Here is a 20,868-nt window from a genome sequence, read left to right on the forward strand (position 1 = left end):
CTTCACAGTGAGGTGGTCGAGTAAGCTTGCGCTGTAAGAGAGACGTCACATAAGATTAATCTCCCTGATTTTCTCAATCGGTACCTTTGGTTTGCGATCCTCGGTTAGTACCCCATTCACTTCCTGCTGGACGTCGGTGATTTGCGTATAGCAGTACCCGACGATATAATCCGTCTGCTTGATGGCTTCATGAATACCGCGGAACCGTTCAAGGAACGCTTCCTCTGAATCGACCTGCCCGCCGTAGCCCCAGCCCTTATCGGACTCGAAGGCGATCCCGCCAAATTCGCTAATGATTACCGGCTGTCCCTTGTAGCTGTAGCCGTCCGCAAAGGCGTATTTCCACTGGTTGCAGGTCTCCTCGTTGTTCACGATTTCATCCTTGCTCGCATAACGCTTCAGGAATTGCTCCTTCTTCTCCACATAATCGTGCAGTGTCAATATATCGGATACCGTATGCTCCCAGCCGTCATTTACGATCACAGGCCGGTTTGGATCAAACGCCTTGGTCAGATGATAGATCGCTTCAGTGAACTTTTGCTGCTGACGATCCTTATAAATATTGCCGATCCCCCACGATTCATTGAATGGAACCCACGTGATAATGGAAGGATGGTTATAATGCTGGCGTACAATCTCCATCCATTCCGATGTAAATTTATGCACCGCGTTATCGTTAAATTCGAACGTTGCCGCCATCTCCGACCATACAAGCACGCCTTTGACATCGCACCAATACAAGAACCGTGCGTCCTCCACCTTCATGTGCTTGCGGACGCCGTTATATCCCATCTGCAGAAGCAGATCGATATCCTCAATCAGTGCCTCCTCGGAAGGCGGCGTCAGATGGCTGTCCGTCCAATAGCCTTGATCCAGTACCAGCCGCTGATAGATCGGCACATTGTTCAGCAGTACTTTGCCCTTTTCGATCGATATTTTTCTCATACCGAAATAGGAGTAGACATGGTCAATCACGACGTCGTCGCGGTATAAAATAAATTCTACATCGTACAGATTCGGACGGCCTGGGGCCCAGTAGCAGCGTTTCCACGGTCCGTTCATTTCGTGAACGAGATCGACCTCCAGCGAAAGCCACGGGCGATCGATGGTCAGACTCGTCTGCTTGACCTGGCGTCCCTTCATGCTAATTACCGTTTCCAGACGAAGCCGGCCGCCGGCATGCAGTTCGCCCTTGACCTGATAATCGAACCGAACGGAAGAGGCATCCAAATCCGGTGTGATTTTCACCGAATCGACGTACTGCCGCTCTACATACTCAAGCCAAACCGACTGCCAAATCCCAGTCGTCTGCACATAGAAGCATTCGAAGTTATCGTCCACCCAGCGCTGCTTACCGCGAGACTGCGTGGCATCCTTGCTGTCCTCGACCTTCACCGTGAGCTCATTGGGTGACCCGATCGTCACGTAAGGCGTGATATCGAACGAAAATGCCGAATACCCGCCCTGGTGCCTTCCGACATGCTCCCCGTTAACCCATACGTCGGCAATGTAATCGACCGCTTGAAAATGCAGGAGAATGCGTTTGCCCGCAGCTTCCGAAGAAATGTCCAGCGTTCTGTTATACCAGACGAAGGGGTGGTGAGCCTCCTCGCCGATGCCGCTCGCCTTCGTCTCGTAAGTGAAGGGGACGATGATTCGTCGGTCTCCGCCGAAGCTTCGATGCCACCCTTTGGCAACACCTGCGCCTTCATCGTCGAAGCCGAAACGCCACTCGCCGTTCAGATCGACCCACTGATCCCTTACGAACTGGGGTCTTGGATAATTTTTGATATATTTCTTGGTTGTCATCTCGTTCTTGTCCTCCTTGCTTAATCTCGTGTTACCGTTAGCGGCGAGATCGTCCAAGCCGTTGATACGCCCTTCAGGCCAACGCGGCCGAGCAAAAATGCGTTAGGGTCCGTCCACTTTATCATGGGTTCCTTGCCGTCCCCGTCGAATACCGCAAGGGACGCCCCCTTTAGCTTCACTGTAAACCTTCGAGTTTGACCTGGAGTAAAGGCCAGAGAAGCGGAGGCTTGTTCCGCTGATTTCTCGTAGCTGACTTTCGTTAAAGCAACCCTTCCGCTTCGAAACGAAAGCGAGTAGCCCATAAATGCATCCTTGACCTGATCCTTAAACTCGGATTCATGGGTCGTCCGCAGCAAGATTCCTATCTCTTCTGTGGTCGCTTCTTTGAGAGTCACGTCGAAGCTCACGGTATAATCCGTCCAGCCGGCATCACCGCCGAACCGATTCAGGACCCCCACGCTCGTCGGCTTGATGACGGACTGCTCCGGTACGGCTGCCGTCAGACTCGCTTCCACGTACCGAAGGGTGATTTCACCCTTCACTCGGCGCAATGACAGCCATGCCGGCCCTTGCTTCAGCCCGAACTCACCTAGCGGTACCTTCGTCCACTCTGCACCACTTGCGAATAATGCCGGATCCAGCTTGATCTGCTTCGTTACGCCATTGATTTCGATCTCCAGCGTGGAGCCCGCCGAGGTTTTGGCAGCATTCACCGATAGCAGGTAGGTACCGTCCTGACGAAGGTTAACCGGAAAGGCGAGACCGTCTCCCTTACCGGGCAGCACTACCGCATCGCTTCCGTCGGGCGTGATTCCCGTACGGACGACCGGATTGCCTTCACGAACGCCATGAACGGCTTCCATTGCGCCGGGTAGCGGCTTCATCGCCCTCCCATCACTGCTTCCGCCTGCATCATTAGAGAAAGCTGTGTAGCGCAGCTCCGGCTTCCCCCCTTGCGGCCAAGCATAACCGATGCGGCCAGGCTTCGCAGCCAGGGAGGATTGCTCTATCTGGAGCAAGCCGTCCCAGAAGAGCTTCGTGCCGGTGCTGTCCGATTCGATACGTATCGCGTGGAGCTTCGTCAGATCGGTGCCTTTCGGCAACGGCTTCCTTGCCGCAGCTGTCTCCACGCCGTTTACCTGATCGATCAGCACAAGCTCCATCTTTGCCTCGTCCACACGAGCTGCGCGGTAGCTTCCCGAATCTTCATATGCAAACACGGCATCCAGCGACGAAGTGCGCCCACCGGCAGCAGCATCGCCCAATCGGAAATTGTATTCCGCGGTAAACCGGCCGTCGGTTTCCGTTCGCGCAAGCAAAGCCTCGACACCTTCAGTTAGGCCGGTTCTCTCCCACTTGACTTCGGACGGCGCCTCACCTGGAACATCCCGAAAATCCGGGAGCCGGGGTGCTTCCTGCGGAGCCCCGTGCGTCGGTCCAAGCACGGACATCTTGTCTCCGTTGAAGACCAGTCGATCCAGATTCATCCTTCGAACGGGAGGCCCCTCCGCCGAACGGCCGACCAGGTTATGATAAACGATGTAATACGAATCCAAATCAGGTCCCATCACCGTCGCGCTGTGGCCTAGACCGTTAAAATCATTGGCGGTGGAGATCAGGATCGGGTTGTTCTCCGGTATGGTATAAGCTCCGATAGGTGATTCGCGATTCACTCCGTAATTGACCCGATACCCTGTACTAAACACGTGATTTCCGGTATAGGTCATGAAATATCGTCCGTTCCGCTTGATGATCATGGAACCTTCCGTCCAATGCCCCAGCGAAGTGTTCAGCTGTTTGCCCGGATCGATCGAATACGGATCGCTCATCGTACTGGCCATAATGCCATCGAATTTGGCGTGGGTAAAATACCATTTCCCATCGTCATCGATAAAGACGGAGCCGTCGATCGTCAGTCCCAGATTGTCGGTTTTCTTCACGAACGGTCCTGTCGGTTTGTCGCTTTGCAGGACATAATGCCCTTTGCCCGCCGGAGAGGTATACATATAGAACGACCCGTTCCAATATACGACCTCCGGTGCATAAGCACCTGTGCTTACCGGCTCCTCGGTAACCAAGCCCTCATAATGCCAATTTACAAGATCGTCGGAGCTCCATGCCTTAATCCCGACTCTCCGGTCCTTCGTACTGCAATAAAGATAATATTTACCGTCGTAACGGAGAATGTAGGGATCTCCGATGCCGTAGTCCTCCCATTCTTGGCTCAATACAAATGGATTCTCGTATGTCTGACTCAAGGTTACCGCCATACGGTTCGTCTCCTTCTTTCCCCACTGGAGCTGGGCACCAAGCAGGATGGCCACAAGAAAAGCACACGCAGCCGCTGTATACATCCAACCCCTCTTATCGAACGATTTCCAAGACATAGACGGACGCAGCCTTCAAATGACAAAGGACTTGGCTATGGGCGAACGGCAATTCATGGACAGTACTGACAACCGCATCCGGTGCATGCACACTGTTGATAGCTTCGTAATCCTCTGCAGTCAGCTCGAGCAAACGAGCCGTCCCGGATGCGGCAAACCCGTTCAGCTGCACTTCGGTTACGGTTTCCTCGAGACTCCGGTTCACAATAAAGACCGTCAGCTTGTCTCCAGGCTCATTCGTACATGCGACAACATCCAGGTTCGGCAAATGATCCATCTCCGGAGCTCCGGGCAATGGGCTCTTGACCTGAAAGCTGCCGCATTCAGCTTCACTATGAACCACATATCCCAAATCCCGGTTTGCATACATGGTCATCACATGATAGGTCGGTGTACCGTATACGGTCAATGGTTTTCCGCTGGAGCCGGAAATTTTACCGCGGAACTGATCCGCGTAATAATCCCCAACCCGGATACAGCCGCCAAGCCAGCCGTTGACCAGGTCGGAGAAGCTGCCGATCTCCACCATGTCGCTATTTCGAATAAATTCATTCAAGTTGGCCGCATTCGCAACCGCCGCTTCGAGCGTATGTTCATTCGGAAGGCCCTTGCGGATGGTATTCGGATAGTACATTGTGTTGTACTCTGTAATGGCCACCTTCAGATGGGCATAACGCAGATCGGATGCGAACATCTCCCGCAATTGACGAAGGGATTCCCTCGTCCATTCCGGATAGGAGACAATCGCCTTATAACGCTCTTCTTGCGGCGTACTGCGATTCATGCCGAATCGGTTGTATCCGTGATACAGGTGTAAAGTTAAATAATCCATATGTTCAGCAGCTTGTTCCAGCAGAGGCTTATTCCACTCCATCTTGGTATCGCCGCAAGCAAGCAGCTTAATCTCGGGATCGACGGCCTTCATGGCCTTAGCAAACCGCGTATACCGCCCGGCAAACCGCTCGGCGCTGCAATGCCCGACCTGCCACGGGCCCCAAACCTCGTTGCCGATCTCCCAATACTTCACGCCATACGGCTCTGCATGGCCATTAGCAGCCCTCAGCCTCCCCATCGGCGTATCGGCATCGCCATTGCAATATTCCACCCACTCGGCAGCTTCCTCGGGCGTTCCCGAGCCGTCGTTTACGCAGATGAGCGGCTCCACCTTCAGCTCACGGCAAAACTGAATAAATTCATCCGTGCCGAAATACTTATTCGTCCATCCGCCCCATGCTTCATTGATCACACAAGGCCGTTCATACTCGGGACCGACAGCCTGCCGCCAATGGTAGGCGCTGATATAATTCCCCGCAAGCCGCATCATGCCGGCATTCAAGTCTCTGGTCAAATCCACGACTTCCTTGCGAACATTACCTATGCTGTCGGAAGGCAGAAGCGAAATATGATCCAGCCATAACATCCCCGTGGATACGTGATCGAGCCAGCGCTCATGCTCCGAAGGTACATAGATCCGGAACTCCGCGCGCTCGCAATCCCTCAGGACCGGCAGACGAGCTTCGTAATGCTTCCAATAATGACTCGCCAGATCGATCCTGACCCGCCCAAGCACTTCTCCGCTCATCTGATCCACAATCTCGGCAGCAACGTATTTGATTTCTACGGAAGCTCTCGCATAAACCGCCAAGCGGTAGCCTTCCTCGTCTTTTTTGACGGCAACGGCCTGGCTGATGCCCGCGTAGCCATCATCATCGCTGTAGATGCGAACCATTTGACTGTGCCCGGAATGAAGCGTTGCAGCGGGTTCAAGAGCATAAACCGTGCTTTTCCCGTTCGTAAACGGTCTCCAGCTTCCGGAAAGTCCTCTAAACGGGCTGTCCGTGCTTTCAAAATCCATATCAGAAAGAGGATACGCCAACATCGCTTCCATATGGTCACGGATATCCTCCACAAAATGTCCGAATAGATAAGGGTTGATTTTACTTTGTCCGACCTGATTCACATTCACCTTTATCTTAGCTGTTGATTGCGCCATGTATACTGATCTTCCTTCCGCATTAACCTTTTAATGAACCGATCATTACGCCTTTCACAAAGTGCTTCTGCACAAACGGATACATCACGAGGACCGGCAAGCTGGAAATGATGATGACGACATATTTGATGCTTTCGGCGAGCAATATTTTATTTTCCAGCCCCACATTACTGTCCACGGCATCCGCCTGACTGACCATCAGCACCTCACGCAGCACGAGCTGGAGCGGGTATAACTCCTTGTTGCGAATATAAATCAAGGCATTGAAGAACGCATTCCAATGGCCGACCGCGTAAAACAGAACCATCACCGCCAGAATCGGCTTGGACAGCGGCAGGATGATATGGGTGAGCAGCTTCCAGTTAGAACAGCCGTCAATATGCGCGGCCTCCTGAATTTCCCACGGGATGCTCGATTGAAAATAGGTTCTCATGACAATCAAATTATAGGTAGCAATAGCTCCCGGTATGATGAGTGCCCACATCGTATTCACCATCCCCAGATTTTTCACAAGGAGATACGTTGGAATCAAACCGCCGCTGAAAAACATCGTAAGAGTGATAAAAAACATAATGCCTCCGCGCAAGGGCAGATCCGGTCTTGACAGCGGATAGGCGGCTAATATCGTCATGAACAGATTGATCGCTGTACCGACAACCGTATATAGTATGGTATTGGCGTATCCGTTCCATATTTGTTCGTTTTCAAATACATTCTTATATGCCTCTAAAGTAATTTCCTTCGGCAGCAAATACACCTCGCCGTTCAGCACTAATGCCGGATCACTGAAGGATGCGCTTACGATGAAAAGTAACGGGTAGAGCACCACAACTAAAATTAGTGCGGCCAATGTGTTGACGACGGCGTCGAATACGACTTCTTCCGACTTCCTTTTCTTAAGCGTTTGTTCCTTCATCACATGGACCCTCCTTACCATAAGCTAGTTTCAGCCTTTTTGCGGGCAAAACGGTTCACAAGCATTAGCAGCGCCAGGTTTACTACGGAGTTAAACAAGCCTATTGCCGCCGTGTAGCTGTATTCCCCTTTGAGAATACCTGCCGAATACACGAAAGTAGAGATGACATCGCTGGATTCCAAATTTAAATTATTTTGCATGAGCAATATCTTCTCAAAGCCGACATTCATGAAGTGACCGACGTCAAGAATGAGCAGAATGACGATGACCGGCAAAATCCCTGGAAGGGATACGTGCCAAATGCGCCGAAGCCGGCTGGCACCATCCATCTTGGCCGCCTCATACAGCTGCGGGTTGACTCCGCTTAGAGCTGCAATGTAGATAATCGATTGCCAGCCCATATTTTGCCACACGTTAGACCCGATAAAGATGGCCTTAAACCATTCGGCCGTATCTAGGAATCGAATCGGATCCCCGCCGAACGCTTGGATGATCGAATTGATAGGACCTCCTCGCGGAGATAGAAACAGCATCAGCATGCCTACCATGACCACCACGGAAATAAAATGAGGGATATACGTCACATTTTGTACGATCTTGCTGTAGGTCTTACTGCGTATTTCATTAATAAGCAAAGCCAAAAGGATTGGTATAGGAAATGCGAACAATAAAGAGTAAAGGTTAATGGATATGGTATTCCACAGCAGTCTCCAGAAATAGTAGGATTCGACAAACCGCTCAAAATGCTCCAGCCCTACCCATTTGCTTCCAATGATCCCTTTGGCCGGGCTGAAGTTTTTAAATGCGATTTGCAAACCGTACAAAGGCCCGTAATGGAACACAAGATACCATACGATAGGAATAAGCAGCATCAGGTAAAGATCATATCGGCCGAGCATTGCTTTAAAGAGGCTGGAGCGCCTCGATTGGGATCGAGACGCAACGCCTGCTGTACTCACTGTACTTTTCATCTGTAGCCCTCCAACCAGCATGCGGTTCTATTTTTGCTTTTTGAGGTTATCGTATGCGTCCTGGTACAGCTTTTGCAGCTCATCGATTTTCATCTTCTTCAAAGTAGCCTGGAACTCTCCCCACTTCTCAAAGCTAAGAGCCCCCGCAATGAACTTGGTGCTTTGCTCCTCATAATACTTATCGATATCATTGCGCAGCACATTGACCTTCTGTGCCGTTGCTTCGTCGAACATAGGAGCTGCATAGCGAATTTTCGGCATGTACGGATCCAGCTTCTTCTGGGCTTCCTGCACCTGCGGCGGATTGATGAAAGATGCTACCTTCTCGCTGATCAGATGCGGCGCTCCCCCTCCGGCATATGGGGTGATCTTGGCTTGAGCTCCATTGCTCGATGCCAGGAAGGCATCTGTATAATAAGGAATGCCGTTACGCATTTCATAATGCTCGCCTAGACGTCCGAATCGCAGCAAGGTGGACCCTTCGTCGCCGAAGAAATAGTCGATCCATCGCATCGTCGCTTCCGGATGCTTGTTCACCGAGGTTATGGCGAATGCACCAAAGTCTCTTGGAACCGGGGCAGCGAGCTGCAGTCGGTCGCCATGCGGTCCTTTGAACGGAGCAATGCCTACATATTGATCCGCCACTTTCCCGTCCAGCATCGGATTGTTCGTCTGATCAAAGAAGAGGCCGGTATTTCCCGTGCCTTGCTTGGCTAAATACTGGGCTTCCTTCTGCGTGAACAGCTCCGTATCCAGCAGCTTTTCCGAATACAGCTTGTTCAAATAGACCAATAGCTCTTTATTCCGGTCGCTGCCCATCCAAATATTTACTTTGTCATTCTCCAGGTTAATGTTATAGCCAAGCTGGAAGTCTAATCCGAAGGATCCGGCCATGATAGGCACAATACTCAGACCGTTCCGCGCCGTCATAGGAAGCTCGTCTTGCTTGCCGTTGCCGTTAGGATCCTTATCCCGGAATGCCTTCAGTACCTCGTACAGCTCATCGGTCGTTTCCGGCTCCTTGAGGTTCAGCTTCTTCAGCCAGGCTTGATTGATCCATCGTTTATCGGTTCTAGCCGCGCCTACGGATACGATCCCCGGTATGGCATAAATATGGCCCTCCGGCGTGGTGATGGCCGAACGGATCTCAGGGTAAGTCTCCATCAGCTTTTTCAGGTTCGGAGCATAGGAATCGATCAGCTTCTCGAGAAGGATTAACTGGCCTCCCGCTCCATAGCGTGTTGCCTCCAAAGGAGTTAATTGCGAACGGTATAAAGCATCAGGGAGCTCATTCGATGCGAAGAGTAGGTTCTTTTTCTCGGCAAATCCGTCCGTCGGCGCCTCGATAAATTCGACCTGAATATTGCTCATCTTTTCGTATTCCTGAAACACCGGCATATCCTTGAAAGGACCGTTGGATGGCGCAATTCTAGTGAACATCTTCAGCTTTATCGGTTCTTTCACGATGGGAAAGCCGGTCTGGGCTACGCCGCCTTTGGCCGCATCCGCTGCCGATTTACCCCCGTTCTCCTTACCCGGATCCGAATTACATGCCGTAAGCGTCAAACCGGATACAACCAAAGTGGAAAGCAATACTGTCCCCCAATTTCTTTTCATGCTCTGTTCCTCCGATCAAGATGTGATCCCCCTCAGTAGTAAGCGTTTTCTAAGGGCTGATTCTATTATAGAAAACGCTTACTACTCGATGGTTCCAAATTTATGACTTTCCATTCTACTTTTTTGACAGTTTCAAACGATCCAAGTATGCCTGCGGTGTCATTCCTGTGATGGTCTTAAATACTTTATAAAAGTAAGTGTGATTCAAAAAGCCTACTTGGCTGCTAATCTGTTTCAAGGAGCCTGCTCCGGATTCCATTAGTGTGCAGCTCGATGTAATTCGTAAGCGGTTTAAATACTCTGTAAACGTCATTTGCATCTCCTCTTTGAACAATCTGCTCAAGTAGGATGCATTCAGATTAATGGCATTCGCTGTGGTTTCGAGCGAAATGTCGGATGCATAATGTTCCATGATGAATTGAAGGGCTTGTGAAATATGACGTGAGTAGCGTCCGCCCGCATGCTGCTTTTTGGCGGCCCCGACAACGCTTGCAAATCCGTCTTTCACCCACTCCTCCAGCTCGGCGATACTGCCGGCTCTTCCAAGCTCGCTTCGCGACGGCATAAGCTTGTTGTCTTCGTAGGATGCATTAGGAAAATGCCGTTTGATCGTCATCTCAGCAAGATGAAGCATTTCACTTACCATCATTTGTACCGGCATGGAGTAGACATGCTGACCTTGTAACGCAGCAAAAATCGTTGAAACGACTTGGTTGATTCTTTCTTCATCCAGCTGCTCCAGAAAAAGCAGCAATTGCTTCTGCTCCTCCATAAACAAGGAATCCCGCTGGATGGATGTGTTCGTGTCCCGATACAGCATGTCGTTCATTTCCTGGTCGGCTTTGCGGTAGCTTAGCCCCAGCTGTTTTATATTTCCATAGATCGCCCCTATGGTGTAGATGCATTTCAGGTTAAGGAATTTGAATAAAGAATGGGCTAGACTGCTCATGGCATGATTGATTTGGGTGGTCACCGAATGCTCGCTTCGATCCTCTGAAGAAAACAGGACAATAAACCTTCCTTCCCCGACGTAAGCTACCGTTCGGTTATGGATGTCGCCAATCGCCATCTGCATCACATCCGTTGCTTGCTGCACGAACCGATTCTTCTGTACATCAGCGAGCGTTTCCGTCAAAAGCAAAAAAGGAACGATTTGTACCGCTGCGGTTCCATAAATCAAGGCATCCGCATAGAGCTGATTGTCCCGTGCATAAAACTGCAGCTCCTCTCCGGCGTTCGGTACATCCCTGGCTATGTTAGCTACGAACTCCCGATGAATCACGGGACTAATCCGTTCCAGCATTCTGGTTTGAGCATTGCGGGCCTCATGCTCCCGTTCCTCATATTCCAAATCTTGAACTGCTTTCTTCAGAAGCGACAAAAGAGAAGCCGCGTTCAGCCGATGCTTAAGCAAATAGTCCATAGCTCCGTTCATGAGACAAGCACGAACATAATCGTAATCGTCAAAGCTGCTCAGCATGATCATTTTGACTTTGGGGAATCTCTCTTTCATGATGCGGCTCAATTCCACCCCATTCATGACCGGCATACTTACGTCCATGAGCACGATATGCGGTGTAAGCCGCTCCAGCATAGTAAGAGCCATCGAACCGTTAAGCGCTTCACCGCATAGGGTGAATCCGTGCTTTTCCCAATCCAGCATGCTCTTCACGTCGTTGCGTGCCAAAGCCTCATCGTCTACCAATAATACTTGAAACATCCATCATTCCTCCTGACTATTGCGCCTAAGCTTCTACTAGCTGTCCCCTTCGATTTCTTGGTGTCGTTCTTCCCCCTGCAGCAATGGAAATCGGATTTGCACCATCGTATACAAATCAGGCTCACTATAGACGAACACGCCGTAAGGCTCTCCGTGCTGCCGGACGATGCGTTCATGCACGTTGCGGACTCCCATTCCGCTGAAGCGGGTATCGGTCTGGCCTTTTCTCTCTACAAACAAAGCGTCCATTTGCTCCTTCGACATTCCCTTGCCGTTATCCCTGACTTCGATTCTCAGTTCTTTGTGCTGCTTATAGATTCGAATCAACACCAAGCCCTCATGCCCCGCGGAAGCGATTCCATGAATAATGGCATTTTCCACAATAGGCTGCAGCATTAGCTTTAACACTCTGCATCGCAGCAGCTCCTCCTGTTCCATTTCAACGTTCAAATGGATAGGCTCCACATATTTATATTTTTCAATATTGACGTAGCTGTGTACATATTGCAGCTCCTCCTGCAGCGAAAGGTATTCGTTCGTGTTCCCCAAGACGCCGCGCATAAGCTCGATCAAGGATTCGGATACCTCCACAATATTCGGCACCCCGTTGAGCTTGGCCAAATACTTTACCGTATTCAGCGTATTGTAAAGAAAATGGGGCCGGATTTGTGCCTGCAGTACGGCAAGCTCTGCTTCACGCTTCTCCCGCTCGGTCTTCATGATCCCTTCGAGAAGGCGCTTTAGCTCCTCTACCATCCTTTTAAACACCTGATAAAGCTGGCCTATTTCATCCTTCGTCTGAATTTCCTGCGGCGGCAGCGTCAAATTGCCTTCCATCACCCGCATCATCATCGCTCTTAGCATTCGTATATTTTTGGTCATTCTCGAGGAAACCTGCAGCGTACCGATGACGATAATAATAAACACGATCACGGCTACTTCGGCTAATACATTGCGGATCCTCACGGTTTCATTCAACAGCGATTCCATAGGAATGAGCGCAAGTGTGGACCATCCGGTATAATCCGATTTGCGGCTAATGACAAGGTAAGCCTTTCGATCAATCACCCTTTCGACCGAAGCGCTCGATCCGGCCAGCTCCTGATTTAGTTTCATGATCGTTTCCTTGCCGATAGCGCTTGTCTTGGGCTGATAAATGAAATCGTTCTTCTCATCTACAACATACAACATACTGTCAGGTGTAGGCTTCACATCATAAATCTTCTTAATAAGCTCGTCGGTAAGATCGAACATGACGATACCGATTGCTTTCCGGTTATACCTAAGCTCGCGGCCAGTCACAATGGAGCTGCTGCCCGGTTGATGAAAATAAGCTTGTCCGGAGCCATTCTGCAGAAAATACTGCATCATCGGTGTTTGAATTACGCTCTTATCGAGCCAAGGGGCACCGACGTAAAACACCTTCCCGTTCAGTCCAATCACCGCTACCCGTGAAATATGCGGCTTATACGCGATCACGGCGGACAAGAACTCCTCGATCCGTTTTTGCTCCTGGAACCAATCAAAGCTTGGTTCCTCCGTATCGCTTTGCAGGGTGGCAAGCACCGTATTATTGGTAGCGACAACCGTATTTAAACGTCCGATTTCCTCCAGACGGAGATTTAAGGATTCGTCCGCTTGCCGTATGCTTTCCGTAACGGAAGTAAACGCATTATTTTTGACGGTTTCTCTCATAAATAAATATACGATACTGGTCACGGCAACGATTCCAATCAGAGTAACCAGACTAAACGCTACAAAAATTTTCCCCTGTATGCTCCCACTGGGAGACATCAGCTTTTTGATGGAAAATAATTTCACGACGGACCCTCCAATTCTTATATATACTTCGCCCCATACTCGGTTGGTGCCGTTCCATAGTATCTTTTGAAGGCTCTGGAGAAGGAGTAAAGCTCCGGATACCCTGTTGACAGGGCGATTTCCGTCACGCTCAGATTTGTGGTTTGCAGCAATTTGGCTCCAAGCTCCATTCGCAGCCTATGTATGTACTGCATAGGGGATAAACCGGTTATTTTGGTAAAAGCCGTCGTGAAATGGGAGCGATGAAGCCCGAACATCTCGGCTAAATTCTCCACTTGAAGCTTTTCCGTATAATGCTGATCGATAAATTCTTTAGCGCTCTGAACCCAAAGGGTTGTATTCGAAGCCCGGCGCCTATCGTTTTTGCTGGAGAGCTCGAGTTTGTTGAATAAGTAATATAGATCGCTCTGCAATAAAAACGTGTATTTGGTGGAATGAGATACCTGAGAGAGTACCCTTTGCAGCGAAGTTTGAGCTTCCGCCGTGAGAATGCCTCGGGCATAAGGCAGGGCCACGGTCATTCCAATGCCGGAGAGGATCTGGGGTAGCTGGGGCCCGTCCATAGCCAGCCAATGAAGCCGCACAGCCGGGCGATCCTCCGACAGGGAATAGTAGGTATACGGTTGATGCGGAAATAAACAGTACAAGTCTCCGGCCTCGAGCTCCACAGCTTCGTGATCACCATAGAGGAGCTTGACTCTTCCCTCTACTACAAAATGAAGACTATACAGCTCTATGATCTTGGGTCCTACGAAATAGTGGGGCTTGGCTATATTACGCCCTGCTCGAACGATCCAAACGCCCCCTGCCTGCTGAAGAGCAGATGGCTCCATATACCAATGATCCGCATACTCTTGCTGGTATTCTTGCATGCATTTTGCGCCCCCTCGCGTCAAATTCCGTTATAAGTAGTGTAATAGAAATAAAACATGCTGACAAATGAAACATGGTGTCATTCCCATAGAAATACATTCAGACTATTATAAACATATACATGAAAGGAGGCTGTATCCTTTGACAAAACCCAACATTCTGCTAATCACTAGTGACCAGCAGCACTGGAATACGATTGGTGCATTTCATCCCGAGCTATCCACTCCAAGCCTGGATCGTCTTGTACGGGAAGGAACCACCTTCACCCGGGCCTACTGCCCTAACCCCACCTGTACCCCTACTCGCGCATCCATCGTCACAGGGATGTATCCGAGTCAGCATGGAGCATGGACGTTAGGGACAAAGCTGCTGGAGGACCGGCATACGGTCGGCGAGGACTTCATGAAAGCCGGCTATCGAACGGGGCTGGTGGGCAAGGCACATTTTCAACCTTTGCGGGGAACGGAGGAATATCCTTCGCTGGAGTCTTATCCGATACTTCAGGATTTGGAATTTTGGCGCGACTTCGAGGCTCCCTTCTATGGCTTCGATCATGTGGAATTGGCACGCAATCACACGAATGAAGCCCACGTAGGCCAGCATTATGCGTTATGGATGGAGGAAAAGGGCTGCAGTAATTGGAGAGACTATTTCCTTGCGCCGACCGGGACAATGGATCCTTCGATACGACACAAATGGCCTATTCCGGAAGAGTTTCACTATAACACTTGGATTGCCGAGCGAACCAACGCGTTATTGGAGGAGTACCGAGAGAACGGAGAAAGCTTCTTCTTGTGGTCAAGCTTTTTCGATCCGCACCCCGATTACCTGGTACCGGAGCCGTGGGATACGATGTACGATCCCGACAAGCTGACGATCCCTCGTGTAACACCCGGGGAGCATGAGAAGAATCCCCCGCATTTCGGAATGACGCAGCTTGACAAACCGGATTTCTCCTATCTTAAGGAAAGCGGTTACGGCGTCCACGGCTATCACTCTCATACGAGGCTGCCGGAGTCGGAGCGTAAACAGATTGTCGCAACCTATTACGGCATGATCAGCTGTATGGATAAATATATCGGCCGCATTCTCGATAAGCTGGATGAGCTTGGATTGGCTGAGAATACTATCGTTGTCTTCTCAACGGATCACGGTCATTTCTTCGGACAGCACGGTCTGCAGCATAAAGGGGGCTTCCATTACGAGGATTTGATTAAAATTCCTTTTATCGTGCGATACCCGGGCAAGGTTCCGGCCGGAGCACAGTCGGATGCGATTCAATCCTTGGTAGATTTGGCTCCTACCTTCCTCTCGCTGTGCGGCTTGCCGATTCCGCACGGAATGACCGGAGTCGACCAAAGCGAGGTTTGGCTTGGACAGAAAAGTCAGGCGAGAGACCACGCGATTTGTGAATTCCGCCATGAAGCGACGACCATTCATCAAAAAACCTATGTCGATCGGCGCTACAAAATAACCGTTTATTACAACCAAACGTATGGGGAATTGTTCGATTTGCAAGAGGATCCCGGTGAAATCAACAACCTTTGGGACGATCCGGCTTCGGCGGGCTTGAAAGCGGAGCTGCTGCTCAAATATATATGGGCCGAGCTCGGCAAGGAGCCTCTGCCGATGCCGCGAATTTGGCACGCTTAACTTAGGATACCGGCTTCAAGCACATACGAAAGCTGCAGCACCGTCAATTTCAGGCGGACTGCAGCTTTTTCCATTTCTTAGTCGATTTTTGCCCCATAGGAGCGCAAAAACAAGATGGCCTGCTCGCGGTCCACACGGACGCCCTTGACATCCAGCGATTTCAAGTCAACGCCTTCCAGGATCGCCCCGCGCAAATCGGCTCCTGCCAGCTTCGTTCTGTTCATCAAAACCCGTGTTAGGTCGCTCCCCCTCAGATCTGCCTTCTCAAGTACGGCATCCGACAAATCGGCCTCATAAAAGCGGACTTCCCGCAGATCCTGCTTGTTTAACCGGGCATGACGTAAATTCGTGTAGGACCAATCCCCTCGTACTAACGTAATGCCGTCCAGCTGGGCAGAGGAAAAATCCGATCCGGTCATTTTACAATCGGTAAATCGGGAAACGAATACATTGGCTCCGGTAAAATTACAGTTTTCAAAGGCCGTCTCCGTATGAATCGAAGCGTTCAGAAGCGCACCTCTAAAGTCACACTCGATGAAGCGGCAGCTGGTCGTAGTCATTTCTTCCATAAGAGCGTTCGTGAAGCTGCACTGCTGGAAGATGCAATGGGACAGCTCGCCAAGGCGCAGATCACGCCCGCTGAAATCCGCCCTATCGTACGTTTGGCTCTGGTACTGATACAAATGAATGCCTCCTTTGATCCCCTGATGTTCTCCGGAAAGGAAAGATATTGATTACTATACCATACTCCTGTCAAGAACCTGCATAAACTAGGTAGGTTGTCAAGAAATTAATTTTCACTTGGCTATGTTATATTTTAATGTTGATGTTCAGCCAAAAGAAAAACCGCCCTTTTAGGCGGTTTATTCAGCTAAAGTTCCCCGCTAGAGTTCCATAAAATCGGAAGAGTGTCGCGTGCTGCTTACTGATGGTTTGGCTCAGAGCTTTTCGGCAGATATAATTAAAAACATGGGTCTTCGCAATTCATCCTTCATTTCAGGAATATTTTGCAGCATTTCCTCGGAAGGAATTGGTTCTTTCACCGCTCTAATACTGAAACCTGCGTTAATTAAGTTATTAATATACGTTGAGAACGTTCGGTGATATTTTATCACATTATCAGTTAGAAATGATGTTTCACGAACCCCCTCATTTTGGTAGGTATCGACCGCCCAATGCATACGATTTCTTTGGTCATCATAATACCAATCTTGTTCGGCTCGGGAGGTAAAAATTGGATGTTCAACGGAAAATATAAATACACCTTTAGCTTTTAGGCAACTATATACCTTGTTGCAGATAGCTTCAAAAGACTCAATATAGTGAAAGGCTAATGAACTGATAACTACGTCAAATTGTGCTTCTGAAAAATTGATGTCTTCAATCGGCAATCTGATAAACGTAATCAAAGGGTCATCCGTCAATTCACGGGCTTTTTTAAGCATTTTCTCGGATATGTCTACTCCGACCACTGAACTTGCTTGCTGCTCACGGGCATATCGGCAATGCCACCCAAAACCGCAACCCAAATCCAGGACACTCTTATTTCGCAAATCTGGTAATAAGGCTTGCAATATATGCCATTCCCCTGCGCCTTCTAGACCTTTCACTGAACGTGGCATTTTTTCATACGCCGAATAAAAATTCACATCATCATACTTGTTTTGCTTCATCATTCAGACACCCCTTACATGGTTCGTATTCCATATTCATTATGATACACTCTAAATCCACTTACTAGGTGAAACACTTGTATAATCAAATTTAGTATCCTTCACAGAAAACAGGCACGAACATACTAACATATTCTTCTTATTCGCGGTTGTGTTTTCAAACTCCTTGCTGTCCAGATAGCGGTAATGTGCCAATTCCTTTAGATTCGCATAGGAACTGAACGCACGCCAGGAATCCGGTCAAAACGCGTTGGAACTAGACAGGTGAGAGCCGATTTCTTCATCTAGTTTCGTTGTGCGAATGCGTCCACACCGTGTCCGCTGGAGAGGACTATTCGTATATAGTTTCCTTTACTTAAAAATAAGTGCTTGCTGTATAATAAAGAGGATTGTTCCATTTTGCAACAGATAATTCTATATCAGAGCTAGGTGAATCGATTGAAAATTAAAGTGTTGGCAATTGCACCATACCCCGGATTGAAAGAACTGCTGGAAACGATAGTAAAGGATGATCCTCGCATCGAAATGAATATAGAAGTCGCCGATCTGCAGAACGCATTACCTATCGTGATGAGTACCAAAGGAGATCGCTACGACGTGATCCTGAGCCGCGGGGGAACCTCTACCCTGATCCGCAGCCATGTCTCTACGCCGGTAGTGGACATTCCGGTTTCCGGCTATGATATTTTGCGCGTGCTCACGTTAGTGAAGCATTCCAACAGCAGGGTTGCTATCATCGGTTTCCCGAACATTTGCCGCGGTGTAGCGGAAGTGTCCAGTCTGCTCGATTTTGATATTCCCATCTATTCCGTAGAGCATGCCGGCGAAGTAAGAAATGCGCTGGAGCAGGCGTTCGGGCACGGTGCTCAGATCGTCCTCGGCGATGTGGTGACGGTAAATACGGCCGAAGAGATGGGCTATAACGGCATTCTTATTACATCCGGGAGAGAATCCATTCTTGAAGCGTTGGCCGAGGTCAGGCGAATGTACGATGTCGTCAACAAGGCGCAGGAAAATGAACGATTGTATGAGCTGATTCTCGGTAATCACCGGACCGGAGTGCTCGCCATCGACGATCAAGGCGAAATTCAATATGCCAACGCGGCGGCATCCGCCTTGCTCGGCTATGACCAAAGCGTTATCCGGGGCATGAAGCTGTCCGGGATAGATCCCGCGTGGAATAAATATATCGATGATTTGAACCGTATGGGAGCATCCGGTGAACCGGTGCCGTCCAAACGCCTTCAGCGGAGAGGGATGCATATTGAGATGGTCGCTCCCGCCGAACAAGGTGAGCTTGGCTTCCGCTATTTGGTGTATATGTATCCCATCGAGCAGAGCGGAGTGAATCCCGCACTTGCTTCCTACGAGGTCACAGAACGCATCGCAGCCTTCACTCAGGTGATGGGATCGAGCAGCGTGATTCGCAAGGTGGTGTCCCGTGCCCAGGAGCTGGCAACCGGCGATAGTCCTGTTTGGATTGGAGGCGAGGCCGGTACAGGCAAAGCCTTACTGGCTCAAGCGATTCATTCGGCGAGCAGCCGTCGGAATGAGCCCTTATACATGATCCCATGCCATCAGCTGAATGATCAGGAGCTAGATGCGCTTCTGTTCGGCAATGCTTCGTACCCCGGACTTTTGGACAAGGACTTTGCGGGTACCGTCTGCCTCACCCATATAGAAGAGACGAGTCAAGAACTTCAGGGCAAGCTGCTTGCAGCCATCCGTTCCGGTCTCCAAGCCCGGTTCATCGTCACGGCGTTGCTGCCCATCAAGCAATTGCTTAAAAAGGAGCTGCTAAGTCCCGATTTGGCCGATATCTTCAATGAAACCAGCCTGTATCTGCCGCCGCTGCGGGAACGGTTGGAGGATATCGATGATATCGCCCGCGTGCTGATCGCAAACTATAATTCCCGGTTTGGGCGGCAAATCGTTGGAATTCGCAGGGATGTATTAGAAGATCAACTTATGAATAAGCTATGGCCAGGAAATATTCAACAATTAAAGCTGGTGCTAGAGCACATGCTCTCGGCAACCGTCGGCCATTACATCGGCATGGAGGAAGCCGAGAAGGGCTGGCTTCAGCTGAAGGAGACGCTCCGGACCGAGGCGGCGCGGCATACCGCGACCCTGAACCTGTCCGGGACTTGGGAAGAAATTGAACAAAGAATTTTACTCGCCATCCTTCAAAAGGAAGGGATGAACCAGTCGCGGACGGCACAGCGATTAGGAATCAATCGGTCCACGCTATGGAGAAAACTCAAAAATGTGTTGCATTATTAAACACATGTAGTATTGATCCTTTTATGAAAGCCGTTTTATAATAAAGAAGCCGAGAAGACATCTAAACACTGTTGCATTTTGCAATATTATCGTTTAAGAGCAATCTATTATTCTAGGAGGATACACCATGAGAATTAAAGCATCCATTGAGAAAATTCCCGGCGGCATGATGATTGTACCGCTCATTATCGGAGCGATCATTACCACATTGTTCCCTAATATGGGGAAAACCTTCGGCTCCTTTACCGGAGCGCTGATGACGGGCTCATTGCCGATTTTGGCGGTGTTCTACGTGTGTATGGGATCTACGATTAATTTCAAGGCAACCCCTTATATCTTAAAAAAAGGGGGAACCCTTCTCGCCACCAAGATTGTTACGGCGATCATCGTCGGCTTTATTGCCGCTCAATTCCTGGGCAACGGCATGATCAGCGAGGGCTTCTTCGCAGGCTTGTCCGTGCTTGCCATCGTCGCAGCGATGAACGATACCAACGGCGGGCTGTACATGGCGCTTATGGGGCAGTTCGGTAAGAAAGAGGATGTCGGCGCCTACTCCGTGATGAGCTTGGAATCAGGTCCTTTCTTCACCATGATTTCACTCGGTATTGCCGGACTTGCCGCCTTCCCTTGGCAAACCTTCGTCGGCGCCATATTGCCGCTGATTGTAGGGATGATCCTCGGCAACCTGGATAAGGACATGCGTGAGTTTCTCGGCAAAGCCGTTCCGGTACTGGTTCCGTTCTTTGCGTTCGCGCTCGGTGCAGGTCTGAATCTGCAAACCGTCTGGAAAGCAGGCTTCTTGGGCATTCTGCTTGGTGCCGGAGTCGTTCTAATAACAGGTCTTACACTGGTGCTGACGGACCGTCTCATCGGCGGCAACGGAATTGCCGGTATTTCCGCTGCATCCACTGCAGGTAATGCTGCCGGAGTACCAGCAGCTGTAGCTGCGGCGAATGCCGCTTATGCTCCGCTCGTTCCTTCCGCTACCGCATTGGTTGCTTCTTGTGTTATCGTAACCGCCATTCTTGTACCGATTGTCACCGCTTGGTATGCAAAGAAAATAGGAGTCAAAAGTCAAATCGGATAGTTGACATCGACTTGGGTTCGTCCCGGAGCATTCGTTTCCGGGACCTTTCCACGCCCTGTAAAACT

14 protein-coding genes and 1 pseudogene are annotated in these 20,868 nt (G+C 49.9%); 3 read left to right on the top strand and 12 right to left on the bottom strand.

Annotated features, from left to right (window positions below; all coding sequences use genetic code 11):
- Positions 1 to 45: 45 nt before the first annotated feature.
- The 9 genes from RAC89_RS26065 to RAC89_RS26105 all read right to left on the bottom strand — a co-directional run bounded on the left by RAC89_RS26065 (position 46) and on the right by RAC89_RS26105 (position 14,106).
- Positions 46 to 1,809 carry a glycoside hydrolase family 2 protein gene (locus RAC89_RS26065; RefSeq protein WP_306616655.1) on the bottom strand — a complete coding sequence of 588 codons (1,764 nt, stop codon included), beginning with the start codon at positions 1,807 to 1,809 and terminating at the stop codon, positions 46 to 48.
- A 20-nt stretch (positions 1,810 to 1,829) separates the two neighbouring features.
- A complete protein-coding gene (locus tag RAC89_RS26070; protein WP_306616656.1) occupies positions 1,830 to 4,163 on the bottom strand; it encodes a glycoside hydrolase family 43 protein in 2,334 nt (777 codons plus the stop codon).
- 10 nt (positions 4,164 to 4,173) lie between these two features.
- Complete coding sequence (locus RAC89_RS26075) at positions 4,174 to 6,189, bottom strand: alpha-L-arabinofuranosidase C-terminal domain-containing protein (protein WP_306616657.1); 2,016 nt, start codon at positions 6,187 to 6,189, stop codon at positions 4,174 to 4,176.
- A gap of 22 nt (positions 6,190 to 6,211) precedes the next feature.
- A complete protein-coding gene (locus RAC89_RS26080; RefSeq protein WP_306616658.1) occupies positions 6,212 to 7,105 on the bottom strand; it encodes a carbohydrate ABC transporter permease in 894 nt (297 codons plus the stop codon).
- Between the two features lie 14 nt (positions 7,106 to 7,119).
- Positions 7,120 to 8,076 (bottom strand): ABC transporter permease, encoded by a 957-nt coding sequence (locus tag RAC89_RS26085; RefSeq protein ID WP_306616659.1) that lies wholly within the window; start codon positions 8,074 to 8,076, stop codon positions 7,120 to 7,122.
- Positions 8,077 to 8,103: 27 nt separating this feature from the next.
- Complete coding sequence (locus RAC89_RS26090; RefSeq protein WP_306616660.1) at positions 8,104 to 9,693, bottom strand: extracellular solute-binding protein; 1,590 nt, start codon at positions 9,691 to 9,693, stop codon at positions 8,104 to 8,106.
- Between the two features lie 115 nt (positions 9,694 to 9,808).
- A complete protein-coding gene (locus tag RAC89_RS26095) occupies positions 9,809 to 11,413 on the bottom strand; it encodes a response regulator transcription factor (RefSeq protein WP_306616661.1) in 1,605 nt (534 codons plus the stop codon).
- A 36-nt stretch (positions 11,414 to 11,449) separates the two neighbouring features.
- On the bottom strand, positions 11,450 to 13,234 hold the full coding sequence (locus tag RAC89_RS26100; protein ID WP_306616662.1) for a sensor histidine kinase: 1,785 nt from the start codon (positions 13,232 to 13,234) through the stop codon (positions 11,450 to 11,452).
- A gap of 17 nt (positions 13,235 to 13,251) precedes the next feature.
- Complete coding sequence (locus tag RAC89_RS26105; protein ID WP_306616663.1) at positions 13,252 to 14,106, bottom strand: helix-turn-helix transcriptional regulator; 855 nt, start codon at positions 14,104 to 14,106, stop codon at positions 13,252 to 13,254.
- A gap of 142 nt (positions 14,107 to 14,248) precedes the next feature.
- Between RAC89_RS26105 and RAC89_RS26110 the strand changes: the two genes are divergently transcribed.
- Positions 14,249 to 15,760 (top strand): sulfatase family protein, encoded by a 1,512-nt coding sequence (locus RAC89_RS26110; RefSeq protein WP_306616664.1) that lies wholly within the window; start codon positions 14,249 to 14,251, stop codon positions 15,758 to 15,760.
- Between the two features lie 77 nt (positions 15,761 to 15,837).
- Here the strand turns inward: RAC89_RS26110 and RAC89_RS26115 are convergent, their stop codons facing one another.
- The 3 genes and pseudogenes from RAC89_RS26115 to RAC89_RS26125 form a co-directional block, all read right to left on the bottom strand.
- A complete protein-coding gene (locus RAC89_RS26115; RefSeq protein ID WP_306616665.1) occupies positions 15,838 to 16,443 on the bottom strand; it encodes a pentapeptide repeat-containing protein in 606 nt (201 codons plus the stop codon).
- A gap of 255 nt (positions 16,444 to 16,698) precedes the next feature.
- Positions 16,699 to 17,433, bottom strand: coding sequence for a class I SAM-dependent methyltransferase (locus RAC89_RS26120; protein WP_306617798.1), 735 nt, complete (start codon positions 17,431 to 17,433; stop codon positions 16,699 to 16,701).
- 51 nt (positions 17,434 to 17,484) lie between these two features.
- Positions 17,485 to 17,742 (bottom strand): annotated as a pseudogene (locus RAC89_RS26125) (hypothetical protein); the annotation flags it as partial.
- A gap of 216 nt (positions 17,743 to 17,958) precedes the next feature.
- On the opposite strand from RAC89_RS26125, the gene RAC89_RS26130 reads away from it, so the two are divergent.
- Together RAC89_RS26130 and RAC89_RS26135 are read left to right on the top strand one after the other, a co-directional pair.
- On the top strand, positions 17,959 to 19,716 hold the full coding sequence (locus RAC89_RS26130) for a sigma-54-dependent Fis family transcriptional regulator (RefSeq protein WP_306616666.1): 1,758 nt from the start codon (positions 17,959 to 17,961) through the stop codon (positions 19,714 to 19,716).
- A 127-nt stretch (positions 19,717 to 19,843) separates the two neighbouring features.
- Positions 19,844 to 20,803 carry a 2-keto-3-deoxygluconate permease gene (locus RAC89_RS26135; RefSeq protein WP_306616667.1) on the top strand — a complete coding sequence of 320 codons (960 nt, stop codon included), beginning with the start codon at positions 19,844 to 19,846 and terminating at the stop codon, positions 20,801 to 20,803.
- Positions 20,804 to 20,868: the final 65 nt, after the last annotated feature.

The organism is Paenibacillus sp. GD4, from assembly GCF_030846225.1.
Classification (GTDB): domain Bacteria; phylum Bacillota; class Bacilli; order Paenibacillales; family NBRC-103111; genus Paenibacillus_G; species Paenibacillus_G silviterrae.